The following is a 16,176-nucleotide window of genomic DNA, read 5'->3' on the forward strand; positions in this document are numbered from 1 at the left end:
AGCAAAGCCGCTCACAATTTGTAAGCGGCTTTGCTTTTCAGCTTTTACGAAGTTTTATCCTTTGTTCCATGCAGTGAACATCCAGTGGCGTTGTTCTAAACGCTTCAGATATCCCGTGGCCATATCTTCGGTTGCGCTGTCACCGATTTCACCGGCCGCTTCAATGGTATCAATTAAGAACGAGAACAGAATCTCAAAGTCTTTCAAAATCTCCGTTACCATATCATCCGACGGAGTCTCCTCAGAAGCCTCGGCAATTTCCGAGGTATTCAGGTATCCGGCCATCGAGCTGATAGGCTTTTTTCCAAAAACCCGGATTCTTTCAGCTATTTCATCAATCTGCAGTTTTACCGCATCGTACTCCAGTTCAAACTGGTCGTGCAACTCAAAAAAGTCTTTGCCTTCCACGTTCCAATGAAAGTTTCTCAACTTTTGATAATGTACCTGGTAGTTAGCCAGTAATTTGTTGAGCGCATCAACAACTTCCTTCGTCTCTTCTTCTGAAAAGCCAAGTTTACTATGTGTACTCATAAGTGTTTAATTGTTTTTGGGTTCACCTCAATGATAATCAATTGGAGCTGAACATTCAGAAAATGACTGTTAAAGATTCAAAACTCCTGTGGACTGGCAGGGTTAGAATTGCTCCAGAACCTGAATTCGCCTGTCAATAGGGGGATGAGTGGCGAACCAGCTTGTGAGGTTGAGCGAAAACTCCTTGCTGTCTTTTTGAGGCTCGTTTTCTATGAAAAGTTGTTTCACATCATCGTTCACGTCGAGTTGATGATTGCCGGAAATTTTTCGCAAAGCACTGGCCAATGCCCTCGGATTCTTTGTCATGTCAGCAGCTCCGGCATCGGCCATATATTCTCTTTTTCGTGACAAGCCAAATTTGAAAATCAGTGAGAGGAAGTAGGCAATCAAAGCAATGACCAGTGCTATGATCATAGCCTTACCAGCGTCCTTGCTGCGTCTTCCACCCATGCTTCCATAAAAGAAGCTCCTCAGCGCAATCTGAACGGCAAATGAGAAAATCCCAACGAATATGATTGAAATGATGAGCAACCTTACATCGTGGTTTCTGATGTGCATCAATTCGTGTGCAATAACGCCCTCCAACTCCTCGTCGTTCAGCTTATCGATAATTCCCCTGGTGAGGGTAACAGTGTAGGTTTTTTGATTGATACCACTGGCAAAAGCGTTCAGAGCCGGGCTCTCAATGATGTTCAGTTTGGGCATGGCCATACCCTGACTCATACAGAGATTCTCACAAAGGTTGTACACTCGCATGTTTTCCTTTCGGCTTAGCGTTTTGGCTCCTGTTGCTGCCCGGATCATTGAAGTGTTGGCGAAATAGGCAATGAGAAACCAGATCAGCACAACGGCGGTAATAGCAGGTAATGCGTTTACAAACAAATCAGTAGCTGAGGATACCGGGTCTGCCATTTGCGGTTCTTCCGTCCAGCCTGCCAACAGGAAAAAAAAGACCCAAACAGCGGCAAAGATGAGCAGCGGAAAAGCCATCAGATAGATGGCCGATAGCCGATTGTTTCGCGCAATTTGCGTGTGAATACCCGTATATGCAGCCATCAAAATCAGAATTTAATCTCGGGCGCCTGGTCAAGTCTTTCGCGGTCAGCACCTACATCGAACATAGGCTGGGTTTTAAAACCAAATGGGCCAGCCAACAGGTTGTTCGGGAAGGTCTGAATGGCGGTATTGAGCTCGCGTGTAGCCGAATTGAAAAAGCGTCTTACCGCTGCCAGCTTGTTCTCAATATCAGATATTTCGCCCTGAAGCTGCATAAAATTCTGGTTGGCTTTCAGGTCAGGATAAGCCTCAACCTGTATATTTAATCCACCCAAAGCCTGGGTTAACTCATTTTCGGCCTGTATTTTATCATTGATTCCGCTGGCATTGATGGCTCTCGATCTCGCTGCAGTAATTTTGGTCAGTACGCCTTCTTCGTGCTGCATGTAGCCCTTTACGGCGTTTACCAATTGTGGAATCAAATCGTGCCGCTGCTTAAGTTGCACATCAATGTCGGCAAAAGCATTTTCTCGTCTAAGACGAAGTTTTACAAGTCGGTTATAGATACTTACAATCCAAATAACCAGAATGATAACAATTCCAATTGCGATTAACATAACAGTTGTAGATTAGGTGGCTGCAAATGTACCAAAACCGACACACCCCAAGGCTTCGTTATGAAAGTTTAACCAGAGCGACGCGATTAAACAAAGTCTTGATTGTTAGGTTTTGATCCAATGCCATCTGCATATACTTGAATGGGTTACATAGCCCGTACATGAATGTTGCGCCAATCGGTATTCTGTTGGTTTTTGTTTGTCGTTGAAAGGAGCCTTTCAGTGGATGAATAGATGTGCTTTGGCGAACATTTTACCGCATACATAAACCTTTCAGTACCTTTATTGTAACAAGTAGAACTGACCAGATCTCCTTTTTTCTTAATCATTACCAGCCATGAAGAAGACCCTAACTCTTTTAACCTTGTTTTTATCTGTGCAAGTTATTCTTGCGCAGGGATTTTTAGATATCGTTGATATGGGCGGCCAACTGGACTACGTCCGGCTACCTGCAACAAACCTTTTTGATGAAGTTGAAACCATAACGGAGAATCACCCGGATTACAGGGGTGTTTTAAGCAGGGGCATTGTGCTGAGCCCTCGCAATGAGGACATTCAAAGCATATTGTCATCTCAGGCCGGCCGTGTTAAAATGAATGTTCCTACCCCGGAGGGAAGTATGGAGCTGTGGCTGGTGCCATCGCCGTCTGTTGGAGGAAACCTGCCGTTGATTGCTGCATCAAGGAGAGATTATCCGATTCAGGACTATAAGGGCAAGTGGTTCTGGGGTGTGGTAAAAGATGCGCCCGGCTCCTTTGTGTCAGTATCTATTGGTGAAGATGAGGTAATGGTTTTTATCTCCTTCTCTGATCGGGATTTTACACTGGCTAAATTGGGAGAATCTGAGAATTACGTTGTCTATCGAAACAGTGATCTATTGGTAAACAATGAATTAGGCTGTGCTGTAGATGAAGAGGTTCATTTACGGGGTAAGCTCCGAAATGAAATACAAGGAGGCGCAAGGGATGCCAGTAACTGTGTGAATCAGTACGTTGAGGTAAACCATAACGTGTTTCTTGACAAAGGCTCACTGTCTTCCACTGCCGATTACATTCTAGGGCTTTTCAATCAGGTGGGTATATTGTATGCCAATGAACTCATCAATTTTACAGTCTCTGAGTTGATCATTTGGGATGTACCGAGCCCATATTCCGGTCCGGGCGCAAGTCAGTTTTTGAATCAATTCACAAATGAACTGAACGGGGTTTTTAACGGTGATTACGCGCATCTTGTGGGCTATGGCGGAGGAGGCGGAGTTGCATACCTCGACGTTGTATGTAGTAACAAATTCTGGCGAACAGCTTACAGCGGAATTGGTAGCACGTATCAAAATGTTCCGACTTACAGTTGGTCTGTCATGGTTGTGACGCATGAACTTGGTCACAACCTCGGCTCACCTCACACCCATAGTTGTTCGTGGAATGGATCAGGAAACCCGGCCATTGATGGCTGTGGACCTGCGGCTGGCTTTTCGGAGGGCTGTGAAGGTCCCATTCCGTCCAATGGCGGCACTGTTATGAGTTACTGTCACCTCATCGGCGGTGTAGGAATAAATCTCTCGAATGGTTTTGGGCTACAGCCTGGTGACCTGATTCGTAGTCGCGTGCACAATGCGGTTTGCCTTGGTGATTGTACGCCTTTTCAGGCTTGTAAGCCTTTACTGGAGTACGAATTGATTGCAGATTGCGAAGCTGAAGATTTTCAGATCATGCTGACCATTCAGGATGGCGCAGATCCTGAAAATTACAACATTTTCGCCTCGGTAAACGGCGCTCCGGAGGTGCAGGTAGCCACCAACCAACCGGCAGGTATTTACACTTTTGGGATCTACGGCCAAAACGACATCATTGATTTAACGGTGGAAGTGGTGGGCAATTCTGACTGCGATGAAGAGATAAACGGCATTTCATTGATGGGCGAAAACAGCCCATTGGGATGCACTGACCCAGCGGCTTGTAATTATGATCCCAACGCAACCTGCAATGATGGTAGTTGTATTTTCAATGACCCGGTTACTGTGCTTTTTACTACCGACTGTTGGGGAGAAGAAAGTTCATGGGAGATAACGGATAGCACCGGTGCCAGTGTATTCAGCGTGCAGGAAGGAGCCTACGCATCACTCCAAACCTACACCACTGAGGTGTGTTTGAGTGAAGGGTGCTACACACTTATTGTGTCGGACGGTTTTGGTGATGGACTTTTTGGATCGCAATACGGGTCATGTTCAGTAGATGGGGATTTTGCAGTATTCAGTGCCAGCGGTGATACCCTGGTAAAAATGCTTACGCCTGATTTCGGGTTTGAAGTTTCTTTTCCATTCTGCCTGGTGGAAGAAGAAGTTTCTGAATGTGTTGTATCTCCTGTTTTGTCGTCGGTTACGCCAGCTACCATCCCGTGTGCGGGCGGCGTTGAGCTCCAGATAGAAGGGGCCAATTTTTGTGATTTGATCAGTGTGAGCATAGGGGGCCAAAACGCGGAAATAATTTCTTCCAGCCAGACTTCTGTTTGGGTTACTGCACCTGCCGGAAGTGGCGTGGGTTTGGATGTAATCGTTACCACTCAGCAAGGAGTAAGCAACGGCCTCCCTGTGAGCTACGGTGCCCCGGTCCTTACATTGGCATCACCTCCCACGTTCCCCTGCGAAGGTGGTATTATAGTGACCCTGATAGGAACCAATTTGTGCGATGCCACCGGTGTAGCGATAGGAGGTGTGAGCGCACCCATTATCTCATCAGGTCCTACCGAAGTCAATGTCATGGTTCCTCCCGGAACAGGTACGGGGCTTCCTGTAGTGGTCACCACGCCGTCGGGTGTGTCAAATCCTTTGACTGTGGATTATGTTGCTCCTTTTTTGTTCTCGGTAACTCCGGCTGAACCAGCGTGCGAAGGCGGTTCTTTGCTCACCCTTCAGGGTAGTAATTTTTGTAATGCATCTTCCGTAACCATTGGAGGTACCCCAGTTTCAATAACTTCAGTAACATCAACAGAAATTGTCGTGACGGCTCCCTCGGGCAGCGGTGTAGGCCTCGATGTGTTGGTGACCACCCCCTCAGGCGTGTCAAATGCAGTGGCTGTGAGCTATGCGGCGCCGGTATTGACTTCTGTCGTTCCCTCGAATATTCTTTGTGAAGGCGGAACAATGCTCACCCTTACCGGTACCAATTTCTGTGATGCTACCTCTGTAACCATCGGCGGGCAAGCCGTGACTATCAACTCGGTATCACCCACTGAAATTGAAGTAGTTTCATTGCCGGGTTCCGGGTCTGGCCTGGATGTGGTGGTGACTACTCCTTCAGGGGTTTCAAATTCCCTCTCTGTGAGCTATGAGGCTCCCAACCTTACATTTGTTGCGCCAACTACCATTCCTTGCGCGGGAAACATTACCATGACCTTGGTGGGAACCAATTTTTGTGATGCAACCAGCGTAACCATCGGTGGGGTGAACGCTCCGATTATGTCGGTTGACCCAACCATGATCATTGCTACAGCACTGCCCGGAACAGGCTCAAATCTATCTGTAGTTGTAACCACTCCCTCTGGTGTATCTAATGCGCTGCTTGTAAGCTACGCCCCACCAGTGCTCAATTCTGTTACGCCTTCCGTTGTTCCATGCGAAGGAGGAGCCTCCTTAACACTTTTGGGTACTGATTTTTGCAGTGCCTCAAGTGTAACGATTGGTGGCAGTCCTGTAATGATTACTTCGGTAACACCAACAGAAATTGTCGTAACGGCTCCTTCGGGCAGCGGTGTAGACCTCGATGTGGTGGTGACCACTCCCTCAGGCGTGTCAAATGCCGTGGCTGTGAGCTATGCGGCGCCGGTATTGACTTCTGTCGTTCCCTCGAATATTCCTTGTGAAGGCGGAACAACGCTCACCCTTACCGGTACCAATTTCTGCGATGCAACTGCGGTGACCATCGGCGGGGTAGCTGCCTCCATCAACTCCATCACCCCAACGCAAATGGAAGTCACATCTCCTCCGGGCAGCGGATTGAATTTAGACGTTGTCGTGAGCACCCCATCCGGCACATCAAACGCGGTGCAGGTTAGTTACGAAGCGCCGGGTCTGATTTTGGTTGCGCCGGCTCTCATTCCTTGTGAAGGAAATACAACCATCACCCTGATAGGAAGCAACCTATGCAATGCCACCAGCGTGACCATTGGCGGGGTGATCGCCCCTATTGTATCGGCAGATCCTACCCAGATCGTTGCCACAACTCCTCCGGGTACCGGCACCGGTGTGGGTGTCACCGTTACCACACCATCAGGGGTATCAAACACCATTCCGGTGAACTATTCACTACCTGTTTTGACTTCTGTCAACCCGATTGCGATTCCTTGTGAAGGTGGAGTTCCACTCACCATTCAAGGGAGTGATTTTTGTGGTGTAACAAGCGTAACAATTGGGGGAGTGCTGACTGCGATTTCCTCGGCTACATCAACAGAGATTATCGTTACTGCTCCTGCAGGTACCGGCGAGAACCTGGATGTATTGGTCACAACACCGTCGGGTACATCCAATGCGTTGCAGGTTGGTTATCTTCCATGTGAAGAGGAATGTGAGCTCGATTACACTTACACAACCTCCGGGGCCACCATAGGTTACGCCAACGGTTCAGCAACCATTACTGTTACAGGTGGTCAGCCTCCGTATAGTTATCAGTGGAATGACCCCTTTATGCAAACCGGTCAGACCTTGTTTGGAGTGTTTCCCGGTACCTATCTGTGCACCGTAACCGATGCCAATAATTGCACAGATACATTCGAAGTGTTTATTGGCTTTGAGAGTAATGTGCCCACAACCCAGGTCCATCCTAATTTCTGCAACACCGGAGGCTACGCCCTTGGCGATTTTATTCAGGCCATTTCTGTTCAGAGCGCAACGGCATACCGTTGGCAATTCAGCGTGGGGGGAAACACCTTGCCTGAGTACACCCGTAACGCCTCCAACCCCTGGATGCGGTTGTCTTGGATTGACGGAATAGAACTCGATGTTACTTATGATGTTAGAGTAAAAGCGCGGGTAAACGAAGAGTGGGGCGAATACGGAGATATCTGCACCATCACTACATCATCCGAAGTACCTCAAACTGAACTCCGGCCGGAGTACCATGTAACCAACGGCGCCGGAGATCCATACGTGATGTGTGACCTGATGATTGCCTACGCTGTTAGCGGTGCCACAGACTACCGTTGGCGCCTGGATCCGGATTCAGACCCGAACAATGGAAATGAAATCTATTACACCCGTGGAACCGGAAATCCCTCCGTAAGGCTTTCGTGGATGGGAGGACTGCAACCCATGCAGACCTATCAGGTGGCGGTTGAAGCCGCCATCGGAGATGCCTGGAGTGGTTTCGGAAACGTCCATAATATCACCCTTGGGCCACCCGCAATGACCCAGGTTCGCCCCAACCACTGTGGGGTCACCTATGGCTCGTTAAATACTGTAATTAGCGCGCAGAGTGTGTGTATTGCCGATTACTACGAGTTTCAATTGGTGAATTCCTCAACCGGCATAACCAGCATGGCTACCCGACCCAACGCAGCGGTGCTCCTGAGCAGTAATGACGTGAACCCGGCTCTGACTCCCGGAACGTATAATGCAAGTGTTCGTGTTCAGCAAGGCGGTGTGCTGGGTTCATGGGGGCCTGTTTGCACCTTTACGATTGCCTCACCCGGTCAGGAAAGCCCGATGCCTGAGGGACAGCAAGCCACCCTGCAAGCAGAAACCAATGTAACGCTCTATCCCAACCCCATGAGTGGTACAGTCATTTGGCTCGAGGCAGATGAATTACCTGACAACCATCAGCAAGCCATTGTTCAACTCCATGATGTATATGGCAAGGTGCTGCACAGCGCAACGCTCAACTACGAGGGCAGCCGCCACACCGAAGCCATTGAGTTGGGCAGAAGTCTGGCTTCAGGAATTTACATCATGCAAATGACAGTGGATGGAAAATGGATTGCTGCTGAAAGGTTGGTTGTACAATAATGAAATAGACCGTTCTATCTGAAATCCGATAGAGCGCCCATTTTCACAAGAGTGGTTCAGGGGGCAAAGTTTAACTTTGCCCCCTGATGTTTAAAGTCAAACTCTCTTATCGCGAAACCGGAAGGTTTTCCGACCTCGTTCACGACTACCTCGAAGGACATGTAAATCTTCGTCCCTTTTATCACCGTGCACCGGACATTGAGGGCATGCTTGGACAGGCAGACGAAAAACTCAATGATTTTAAACATCGTCAGGTACTTGTTGATGCTCTTTCGTCTCAGTACACAAATACAGGTCTCCGGGTTCCCGAGTTGGTTCATCGGCTGGCGAAGAAGAATTGTGTTACGGTCACCACAGGCCACCAGCTTTGCTTGTTTTCGGGTCCGCTGTATTTTGTGTACAAAATCCTCACTACCATCAGGTTGTCGGAAGAATTAAATGCAGCTCGAAACGTTCTGGATGTGGTGCCTGTGTTCTGGATGGCATCCGAAGACCACGACTTTGACGAGGTTAATCACTGCTACGTAAACAACCAAAAGATAGAGTGGGAGAGCGGTCAGGCAGGAGCCGTGGGACGAATGAAGCTGGAAGGTATGGAAGAAGTACTCGGGGCCATGAAAGAAGCCCTCGGCGAAGCTCCTGACAGAGAAGAGGTAATGGAAATCCTGCGTCGCACTTATGGCAATTCCGGGCAGACCCTGGCTACAGCCACGCGGCAACTGGTTGCCGAACTTTTCGGACTTGAAAAGATTCTCATCATAGACGGCGATGATGCTTCACTCAAGCAACTGTTTGCTCCCCACATCGAGAAAGAAATCAACGAGCAGTTTTCATTTCGGGCTGTGAGTGCCACATCGGGCAAACTGGCAGGCCATTACAAGGTGCAGGTTCATCCTCGTGAATTGAACCTGTTTTATCTGGATCATCAGTTGCGTGAACGAATTGTAGCGACATCCGATGGATTTGAAGTGCTGCATACCGATTTAAAGTTCAGTAAAAATGAGTTGCTTGAGTTGGTGCACAATCACCCGGAGCGCTTCAGCCCGAATGTGATATTGCGGCCTTTGTACCAGGAAACGATTCTTCCGAATGTTTGCTATGTGGGAGGAGGAGGCGAACTGGCATACTGGTTTCAACTCAAAGATACTTTTCGCGCTGCCGGCTTACCCTTTCCGGTATTACTACTCAGGAACTCTTCCATGTGGGTTTCCGCAGCGGATATGAGAAACATCCGAAAACTCAACCTCGATGTTACTGACTTTTTTGGTGACTCAGAGCGATTGATACAAGCCTTCGTGCGCGAACAGGCCGACGAGGATCTGGATATGAGTTCGGAATACAATCAGTTGGAAGCTCTCTACGAGCAATTGTCATCTCTCGCAGCGTCAGTAGATCCCACCCTCGAAAAAATGGTGATGGCCGAAGGAGCGAGAACCCACAAAGGGTTGAAATTCATCGAAAAAAGAATTATTCGCGCAGCCAAAAGAAAGAATCGTCAAACCATCGACCGCATTCAGGCGCTTTTTGATCGGTTTTTCCCGAATAACGGCCTGCAGGAGCGGCATGATAACTATTTTCAATACCACGCTCAGTACGGAAGCCCCTGGTTAGAGCAGATCTCCTCAATGTTAGAACCGCTCGAAAAAACCTTCACCATTGTCGTAGACAATCATTCGCCAAGCGAGTAATTTGAACGGGGAAAAAGCTGTTCAAAACTGGCGGTTTCGTGTAAGCGCCCTACCCGTAACTCTTCTATCTTTGCCGCATGCCAGAAATGATCCTCATTCTCGATTTCGGATCGCAATATACACAACTGATAGCCCGTAGAGTACGAGAGCTGAATGTGTATTGTGAAATTCATCCGTTTAACCATATTCCCGAAGACCTCAGCCATGTAAAAGGCGTTATTCTTTCGGGTAGCCCGTTTTCGGTTCACGATGAAAACGCTCCGCATCCGGACTTGACCCACATCCGTGGTAAAATGCCCTTACTCGGTGTGTGTTATGGCGCGCAGTGGATGGCACAGCAAGGAGGTGGTTCGGTAAAGCCTTCTGAAATACGCGAGTACGGTCGGGCGAATCTTTCTTTTGTGGATAAGGAGCATGCATTGATGAAGCACGTAAGTAATTTCAGTCAGGTGTGGATGTCGCACGGTGATACCATTGCTGAACTTCCTTCACACTTCGAAATTGTGGCCAGTACACCCGATGTGCGTGTGGCAGGATACCACATTAAGGACGAGGAAACCTACGGAATACAGTTTCACCCCGAAGTATACCACTCCACCGAAGGCAAAGTGCTTCTGCAAAACTTTGTTGTAGATATTTGCCGTTGTGCACAGGACTGGACACCTGAAGCCTTTGTAGAAACCACCGTTGCCGCACTTCGTGAGCAGCTCGGCAACGACAGGGTTGTGTTGGGCTTGAGCGGAGGAGTTGATTCATCTGTGGCCGCCATGTTACTTCATCAGGCAATCGGAGCCAACCTCTACTGCATTTTTGTAGACAATGGCCTCTTGCGAAAGCATGAATTTCAATCCGTACTTGAAGGGTACAAAGGTGTGGGGCTCAATGTAAAAGGTGTAGATGCCAGTCAGCAGTTTTACAGTGCCCTGAGCAATATCACAGACCCCGAAGAGAAACGAAAGGCCATCGGCCGGGTGTTTATTGATGTGTTCGACGAGGAAGCACATGCCATTGAGGATGTAAAATGGTTGGGTCAGGGTACCATCTATCCCGATGTGATTGAATCTGTGTCGGTAAAAGGCCCTTCAGCTACCATTAAGTCGCATCACAATGTGGGTGGACTGCCTGATTTCATGAAACTGAAAGTGGTGGAGCCTTTGCGCTCACTTTTCAAAGACGAAGTTCGAAGGGTAGGAGCAAGCCTCAATATGCCACAAAGCATTTTGGGGCGTCATCCTTTTCCCGGCCCCGGGCTGGGCATACGTATTCTAGGTGAGGTAACTGCCGAAAAGGTACGCCTTTTGCAAGATGCCGATTACATCTTTATTGAAGGATTGCGCGAACACGGACTATACGACGAAGTTTGGCAGGCAGGGGCAATACTGCTCCCTGTTCAGTCGGTGGGCGTAATGGGTGATGAACGGACTTACGAAAACGCTGTAGCCCTGCGTGCTGTAACCTCCACAGATGGAATGACAGCCGATTGGTGTCATTTGCCGTACGATTTTCTGGCGGCCATCAGTAACAGGATTATTAATCGGGTAAAAGGAATTAACCGCGTTGTTTATGATATCAGCTCCAAACCACCGGCCACTATTGAATGGGAATAGTTTGCGGGCGATTTTGCTCGTGGCTGTTTTGTTGCTTTCTGCCGTCGCTTTCGGACAGGAAACAAGAAGGGTTGACGGCCAGCGCTATACGGTGCATGTGGTTGAAAAAGGCCATACTCTGTTCGCCATCAGCAGGCAATATTCGGTTTCGGTCGAAACCATCCTGCAACACAACCCCGAAGCGCGTGCAGGCTTGCTAATTGGCGACGAGATAGTCATTCCGGCAAGTGAAGTAGATCGGAAAGCAGCCCGCGATAACCCGCCCGAAATGGACGGAAAGTTTCTGAATCACAAAGTAGAGCGAAAAGAAACGCTTTTTTCCATCTCCCGAAAATACAACGTGGATGTAAACAGCATCCTTGAGCATAACCCGGAGGCAGATAAGGGGCTGCAGATTGGAGAAACGCTCAGGATATACGTGGGTGATGTGGAGGTAAAAGATGAGCAAATCATTCAGCCGGCCGAGCCCGATAGCCTCTTGCGTCATTTTGTAGAACCCGGCCAAACCTTGTACAGCATTGCAAGACAGTACGAAATAAGCGTTGAGGAAATTACCGCTGTAAACGATGGTTTACCCGAAGGACTTAAAGCAGGTATGATGCTGCGCATTCCATTGCCAAACCCGGAGTTTGTGATGAATGCACCTGCAAAAGCAGATACCTTGATTGTAACGGATGATTTTCCTGCTCTCACCGGTGCCCGCAGTAGTTACCGGGTGGCACTGATGCTTCCTTTTTCTGCTGATCTTCAGGATAGTATATTCAAAAATCTCGATCCTACTTCGCCGTTGGCTGTGAATGCACTTACCGATATTGCTGTAGAGATTTACCGGGGTTTCCGAATTGCTGCCGACTCTCTTGCAGCACAGGGAATGAATGTAGATTTGTATCTGTACGATGTGGGCGAAGCTCCTGTGGATATCCAACAGGCAATGAGTGATCCGCAGCTCGGACAAATGCATTTGATTGTGGGGCCGCTGCACCGAACAAGTTTTGAGAAAGTCGAAAAATTTGCAGCCTCCAGAGGCATCCATATCGTTTCACCGGTGGCCAATCAAATGCTTCGAACCAACTACCCAACAAGCTGTGTACTCCACGCCAGTTATCTCGATCAGATGAGGTTTCTGGGGCGTTATGTGGCAAGAATGCACTTGAACGACAATGTTGTAGTGGTGGATAGTGACAAGTTCAAAGACCATGACTATCTGCAGTATTTTCTACAATCTTACCAAGGCAACTTCAGAGGCGACACTATCCAGCCGGTTAAGCTGGATAAGTTCGGAATTGAAAGTGTGAAAAGTAAATTGGTATCGGGCAAGAAGAACATTATTGTGGTGCCATCTATGGATTTGGGTTTTGTGAGCGATTTGATGAACCGCCTGAGCAATATCAAGTCAGGAGATTATGATTTGGTTGTGATGGGGATGGAAAAATGGATGGATTACCACAACGTGGATATGCAGTACAAAAACAGATTCAACCTCACCATCCCGGCAACCACCTTTCTGAATTTTGACCGCGAGGATCATCACCAATTCACCGAACTTTATGCCCAAGCGTTTAACCGCCCGCCCGGCAATGGCGGATATGCCTTTATGGGTTTTGATGTAGGTTGGTACTTTCTTGGCGCCATGAAAAAGTACGGCCTTGATTTTCCTGACCATTTCGATACGAATACATACCGCGGCCTCTACATGGGCTTTCATATGGCCCGTCAATCCAATGGTTGTCGCAACAATCACATCTATTTGCTGCAGTACAATGATTACCAGGTGCAGCCCATTAATTGATGCCTACTACAAGAGAAATAGCTGAAACCTATCGCGCATTACAGGACGAGATATGCACCGGCCTGGAAGCACTGGATGGAAAGGGGAAATTTCATGAAGATAGCTGGGATCGACCGGGAGGCGGAGGGGGTAGAAGCAGGGTTCTTTCCCACGGCGATTTGATCGAAAAAGGCGGGGTGAACTTCTCGGAAGTGAAAGGAGAATTACCCGCTGAAATTGCCCTTGAATACGGTAGCGCTGAACGAGGTTTCTTTGCAACCGGAGTGTCCATAGTTTTGCACCCCCACAATCCATTTGTTCCCATCATTCACATGAATGTGCGCTATTTCGAAATGGCAGACGGATTAAGCTGGTTTGGTGGCGGAATAGATCTGACACCACACTATGTAGAGCCGGAGATGGCAGTGGCATTTCACCGCGGACTGAAGGAGATTTGCGATGCGTTTCACCCGTCATTCTACCCTGAACACAGTGCATGGGCTGATAAGTATTTTTACCTTGGTCATCGCAAAGAAACCAGGGGTATAGGTGGTGTTTTTTACGACAGGCTGAAGCCCGGCGAGCCACTCAGTGCAGACGAGCTCTTTGCCTATTCACTAAAGTTGGGAAGGTCTTTTGTTTCCCTGTACGCCAACGCGGCTAATCCGGGGCGCAACAAACCTTTTGAGGAGAAGCACAAACAGTGGCAAAAGCTGCGCAGAGGGCGTTACGTTGAGTTCAATCTTGTGTGGGACAAAGGAACCCGTTTCGGGTTGTTAACCGATGGCAGAACCGAATCCATTCTTATGAGCCTGCCCGAAGAAGCCATGTGGCTATACAATTTTGAGCCCGAAGTGGGTTCGCCCGAATCGGAAACCCTGCACTATCTTCGCAATCCTCAAAAGTGGATAACTCATTGATATGAAGTATAGTTTTGCGCTTGCACTCTCAGTCTTATCGTTGGCTCTGTTTGGCCAAATGCAGCCCTTTCAAAAAAAATGGGGCAATGCCGGTTTGAGTGAAAGCGGAAAAGATGTGGTGCAGCTCCCATCGGGAACCATTTTTTACTGTGGATTTGAGACCATTACTCCTGGCCATATCGCCATGCATCTATCCAGACATAGTGCTGATGGGACGCTGGAACAGACCTGGAATTTTGGTCTTTCCGGCTCAATGGTTCCTCTGAGGATGAAGTATGTGGACGGAAATCTGCTGCTGGTAGGATTAGTGCAAGTGCCTGCTGGCGATATCAATGGCTTCTTGATGCGCGTGGATACCTCAGGAAATCAGCTTAATTGGTTGAGTTATGGCCTGAGCAACCGCAACGAAGAGTTCAAAAGCTTCGATGTGGATGTTGACGGTAATATTGTGGTATGCGGTCATGTGAGTGCTGCCAATAACGTGGGTAATGACGCTGTTCTGTTAAAGTTTACGCCTCAATTCAACTTAATTTGGGAGTACACCGAAAGCTATCCCGAAAACGATGTTGCTCATGAAGTTGCTGTGATTGACGGTAATGAATACGTTTTAACCGGCGACAGGCAGGTGGACAACGGTCCATACAATCTCTATGTGGCCCGTTTTTCTGCAGGAGGAGCGAAACAGTGGGAGTACTTCGAGTTCAATGGTTACAACGGTGGCAGTACTGATTTGGTCGTTACTTCGTCCAACGATATTGTGGTGGTTGGCGAATCCGCAGGACCCACATGGGATGCTTTTGAACCCACCTTTGCGCGTTTTACCGGAAGTGGAGAACCCGTCGTGCAGGTTTATGTGCAAAGCTCACCATTCAGTGACGCCGCTTTTGCCGTGTGCGAAGTTAGCGAAGGTCTTTTTCTGCTCGGAGGATATGGAAGGAACCCCGAAAACGATTTTGCGAATGTAGATGCCATGGCCATACTTGTGAATGAGGATGGCCAGGAAATCAACAGGCGCTATTATCATTTTGACAACAACAATGACATGGCCTTTGCTGCCCGTAATGCCATCGGAACAGGATTTCTGCTTGCGGGTTTAACGGGTGACTTTGACCAGGGTTTTTTTCTGGCCTACGACTTCTTTGATGAATTGTTGAACCTCGGGCAAAATCGTGAAATTCCTTACGTCAGCGTTTATCCAAATCCAGTAACGCGGGGCACATTGCTTGCATCGGATACGCAATTTCAAAGCGTCCAGATTACAAATATTCAGGGCAGAGTGTATTGGGTGAATCATCCAAATGAATTGATATTCACATATGCTGGATGGTATCATCTCCGCTTTTTTAACGTACGCAATGAATTTGTTGGTGAATCGCGTGTAATTGTGCGCTGATTGACGAAACCACCACATGTTACTCTGCGTATCTTAGCACCCAACAAGCAAACAAGTATTTCATGGACTTAGATGTAATTACCGTGGGTGCACGTGTAAGCCACCCGGTTTTCGGAACAGGAATCGTAGTAGGTATGAATGTGAGCACCTTCAATGTGTTTTTTAAAGGCGAAGGCGACAAGGAAATATCACGTTCTTTTCAAGGCCTTAAACTGCTGGAACCTGCCGCCGATGCTCCTGACAATTCGCTCAGTCTCGACGATGTGCGAAAGGCACTTCGGCAGGTATTGAACGATACCAATGCGATAAGTTATCCTGTTGAAATGGCGCCCAGGTGGAAAGGCGGCAAGCTCATGATGGTGCCCGCAAACCCTGAACTGCAATCCAAAGAAGTTCCTATCGAAACTTTCTTCCATAAAATCGTCATGATGCGCGACAGGTTGCGGGTACTGGAGCAAAATATCAACTCACACGATAAACTGGACGACAACGATAAGGTTCATCTGCAACAATACATTACCCGTGCCTACGGCAGCATGACCACCTTTAACGTTCTTTTTGCAGACAAGAACGACTACTTTTCGGGCAAACTGTGATACCTTTGTAAGGCACGCTCTCAATTTGCTGAAAGACATCCGCACGGACGTAGAAGTTTGAAGAA

Annotated in this window: 10 protein-coding genes; 7 read left to right on the forward strand and 3 right to left on the reverse strand. The window is 48.2% G+C overall.

What is annotated here, in order from left to right; translation table 11 throughout:
- Window positions 1-54: 54 nt before the first annotated feature.
- The 3 genes from EA392_05390 to EA392_05400 all read right to left on the reverse strand — a co-directional run bounded on the left by EA392_05390 (window position 55) and on the right by EA392_05400 (window position 2,144).
- Window positions 55-531, reverse strand: a complete 477-nt coding sequence (locus tag EA392_05390; GenBank protein TVR39868.1) for a DNA starvation/stationary phase protection protein — start codon at window positions 529-531, stop codon at window positions 55-57.
- 102 nt (window positions 532-633) lie between these two features.
- Window positions 634-1,587, reverse strand: coding sequence for a protease (locus tag EA392_05395; protein ID TVR39869.1), 954 nt, complete (start codon window positions 1,585-1,587; stop codon window positions 634-636).
- A gap of 5 nt (window positions 1,588-1,592) precedes the next feature.
- Window positions 1,593-2,144 carry a LemA family protein gene (locus EA392_05400; protein TVR39870.1) on the reverse strand — a complete coding sequence of 184 codons (552 nt, stop codon included), beginning with the start codon at window positions 2,142-2,144 and terminating at the stop codon, window positions 1,593-1,595.
- Window positions 2,145-2,481: 337 nt separating this feature from the next.
- Here EA392_05400 and EA392_05405 point away from each other — a divergent pair, with 337 nt between their 5' ends.
- The 7 genes from EA392_05405 to EA392_05435 all read left to right on the forward strand — a co-directional run bounded on the left by EA392_05405 (window position 2,482) and on the right by EA392_05435 (window position 16,111).
- A complete protein-coding gene (locus EA392_05405) occupies window positions 2,482-8,139 on the forward strand; it encodes a T9SS C-terminal target domain-containing protein (protein TVR39871.1) in 5,658 nt (1,885 codons plus the stop codon).
- Window positions 8,140-8,225: 86 nt separating this feature from the next.
- Entirely contained in the window at window positions 8,226-9,827 is a 1,602-nt protein-coding gene (gene bshC / locus EA392_05410) for a bacillithiol biosynthesis cysteine-adding enzyme BshC (GenBank protein TVR39872.1), read from the forward strand.
- Between the two features lie 77 nt (window positions 9,828-9,904).
- Window positions 9,905-11,434 (forward strand): glutamine-hydrolyzing GMP synthase, encoded by a 1,530-nt coding sequence (locus EA392_05415; protein ID TVR39873.1) that lies wholly within the window; start codon window positions 9,905-9,907, stop codon window positions 11,432-11,434.
- Complete coding sequence (locus tag EA392_05420; GenBank protein TVR39874.1) at window positions 11,391-13,223, forward strand: LysM peptidoglycan-binding domain-containing protein; 1,833 nt, start codon at window positions 11,391-11,393, stop codon at window positions 13,221-13,223. The genes EA392_05415 and EA392_05420 overlap by 44 nt, the downstream gene beginning before the upstream one ends.
- Window positions 13,223-14,122: an oxygen-dependent coproporphyrinogen oxidase gene (locus EA392_05425; GenBank protein TVR39894.1), complete on the forward strand. Its 900-nt coding sequence runs from the start codon at window positions 13,223-13,225 to the stop codon at window positions 14,120-14,122. Before EA392_05420 ends, EA392_05425 begins: the two co-directional genes overlap by 1 nt.
- 40 nt (window positions 14,123-14,162) lie before the next feature.
- A complete protein-coding gene (locus EA392_05430) occupies window positions 14,163-15,515 on the forward strand; it encodes a hypothetical protein (GenBank protein TVR39875.1) in 1,353 nt (450 codons plus the stop codon).
- Window positions 15,516-15,577: 62 nt separating this feature from the next.
- On the forward strand, window positions 15,578-16,111 hold the full coding sequence (locus EA392_05435; GenBank protein ID TVR39876.1) for a hypothetical protein: 534 nt from the start codon (window positions 15,578-15,580) through the stop codon (window positions 16,109-16,111).
- Window positions 16,112-16,176: the final 65 nt, after the last annotated feature.

The organism is Cryomorphaceae bacterium (assembly GCA_007695365.1).
Taxonomy (GTDB): domain Bacteria; phylum Bacteroidota; class Bacteroidia; order Flavobacteriales_D; family SKUL01; genus SKUL01.

What these genes read in the sequence shown, in the direction of transcription:
- EA392_05400 (TVR39870.1), bottom strand. Translation starts at nt 2,144, where the DNA reads ATGTTAATCGCAATTGGAATTGTTATCATTCTGGTTATTTGGATTGTA.
- EA392_05415 (TVR39873.1), top strand. Translation starts at nt 9,905, where the DNA reads ATGCCAGAAATGATCCTCATTCTCGATTTCGGATCGCAATATACACAA.
- EA392_05390 (TVR39868.1), bottom strand. Translation starts at nt 531, where the DNA reads ATGAGTACACATAGTAAACTTGGCTTTTCAGAAGAAGAGACGAAGGAA.
- bshC (TVR39872.1), top strand. Translation starts at nt 8,226, where the DNA reads ATGTTTAAAGTCAAACTCTCTTATCGCGAAACCGGAAGGTTTTCCGAC.
- EA392_05420 (TVR39874.1), top strand. Translation starts at nt 11,391, where the DNA reads ATGATATCAGCTCCAAACCACCGGCCACTATTGAATGGGAATAGTTTG.
- EA392_05425 (TVR39894.1), top strand. Translation starts at nt 13,223, where the DNA reads ATGCCTACTACAAGAGAAATAGCTGAAACCTATCGCGCATTACAGGAC.
- EA392_05405 (TVR39871.1), top strand. Translation starts at nt 2,482, where the DNA reads ATGAAGAAGACCCTAACTCTTTTAACCTTGTTTTTATCTGTGCAAGTT.
- EA392_05395 (TVR39869.1), bottom strand. Translation starts at nt 1,587, where the DNA reads ATGGCTGCATATACGGGTATTCACACGCAAATTGCGCGAAACAATCGG.
- EA392_05435 (TVR39876.1), top strand. Translation starts at nt 15,578, where the DNA reads ATGGACTTAGATGTAATTACCGTGGGTGCACGTGTAAGCCACCCGGTT.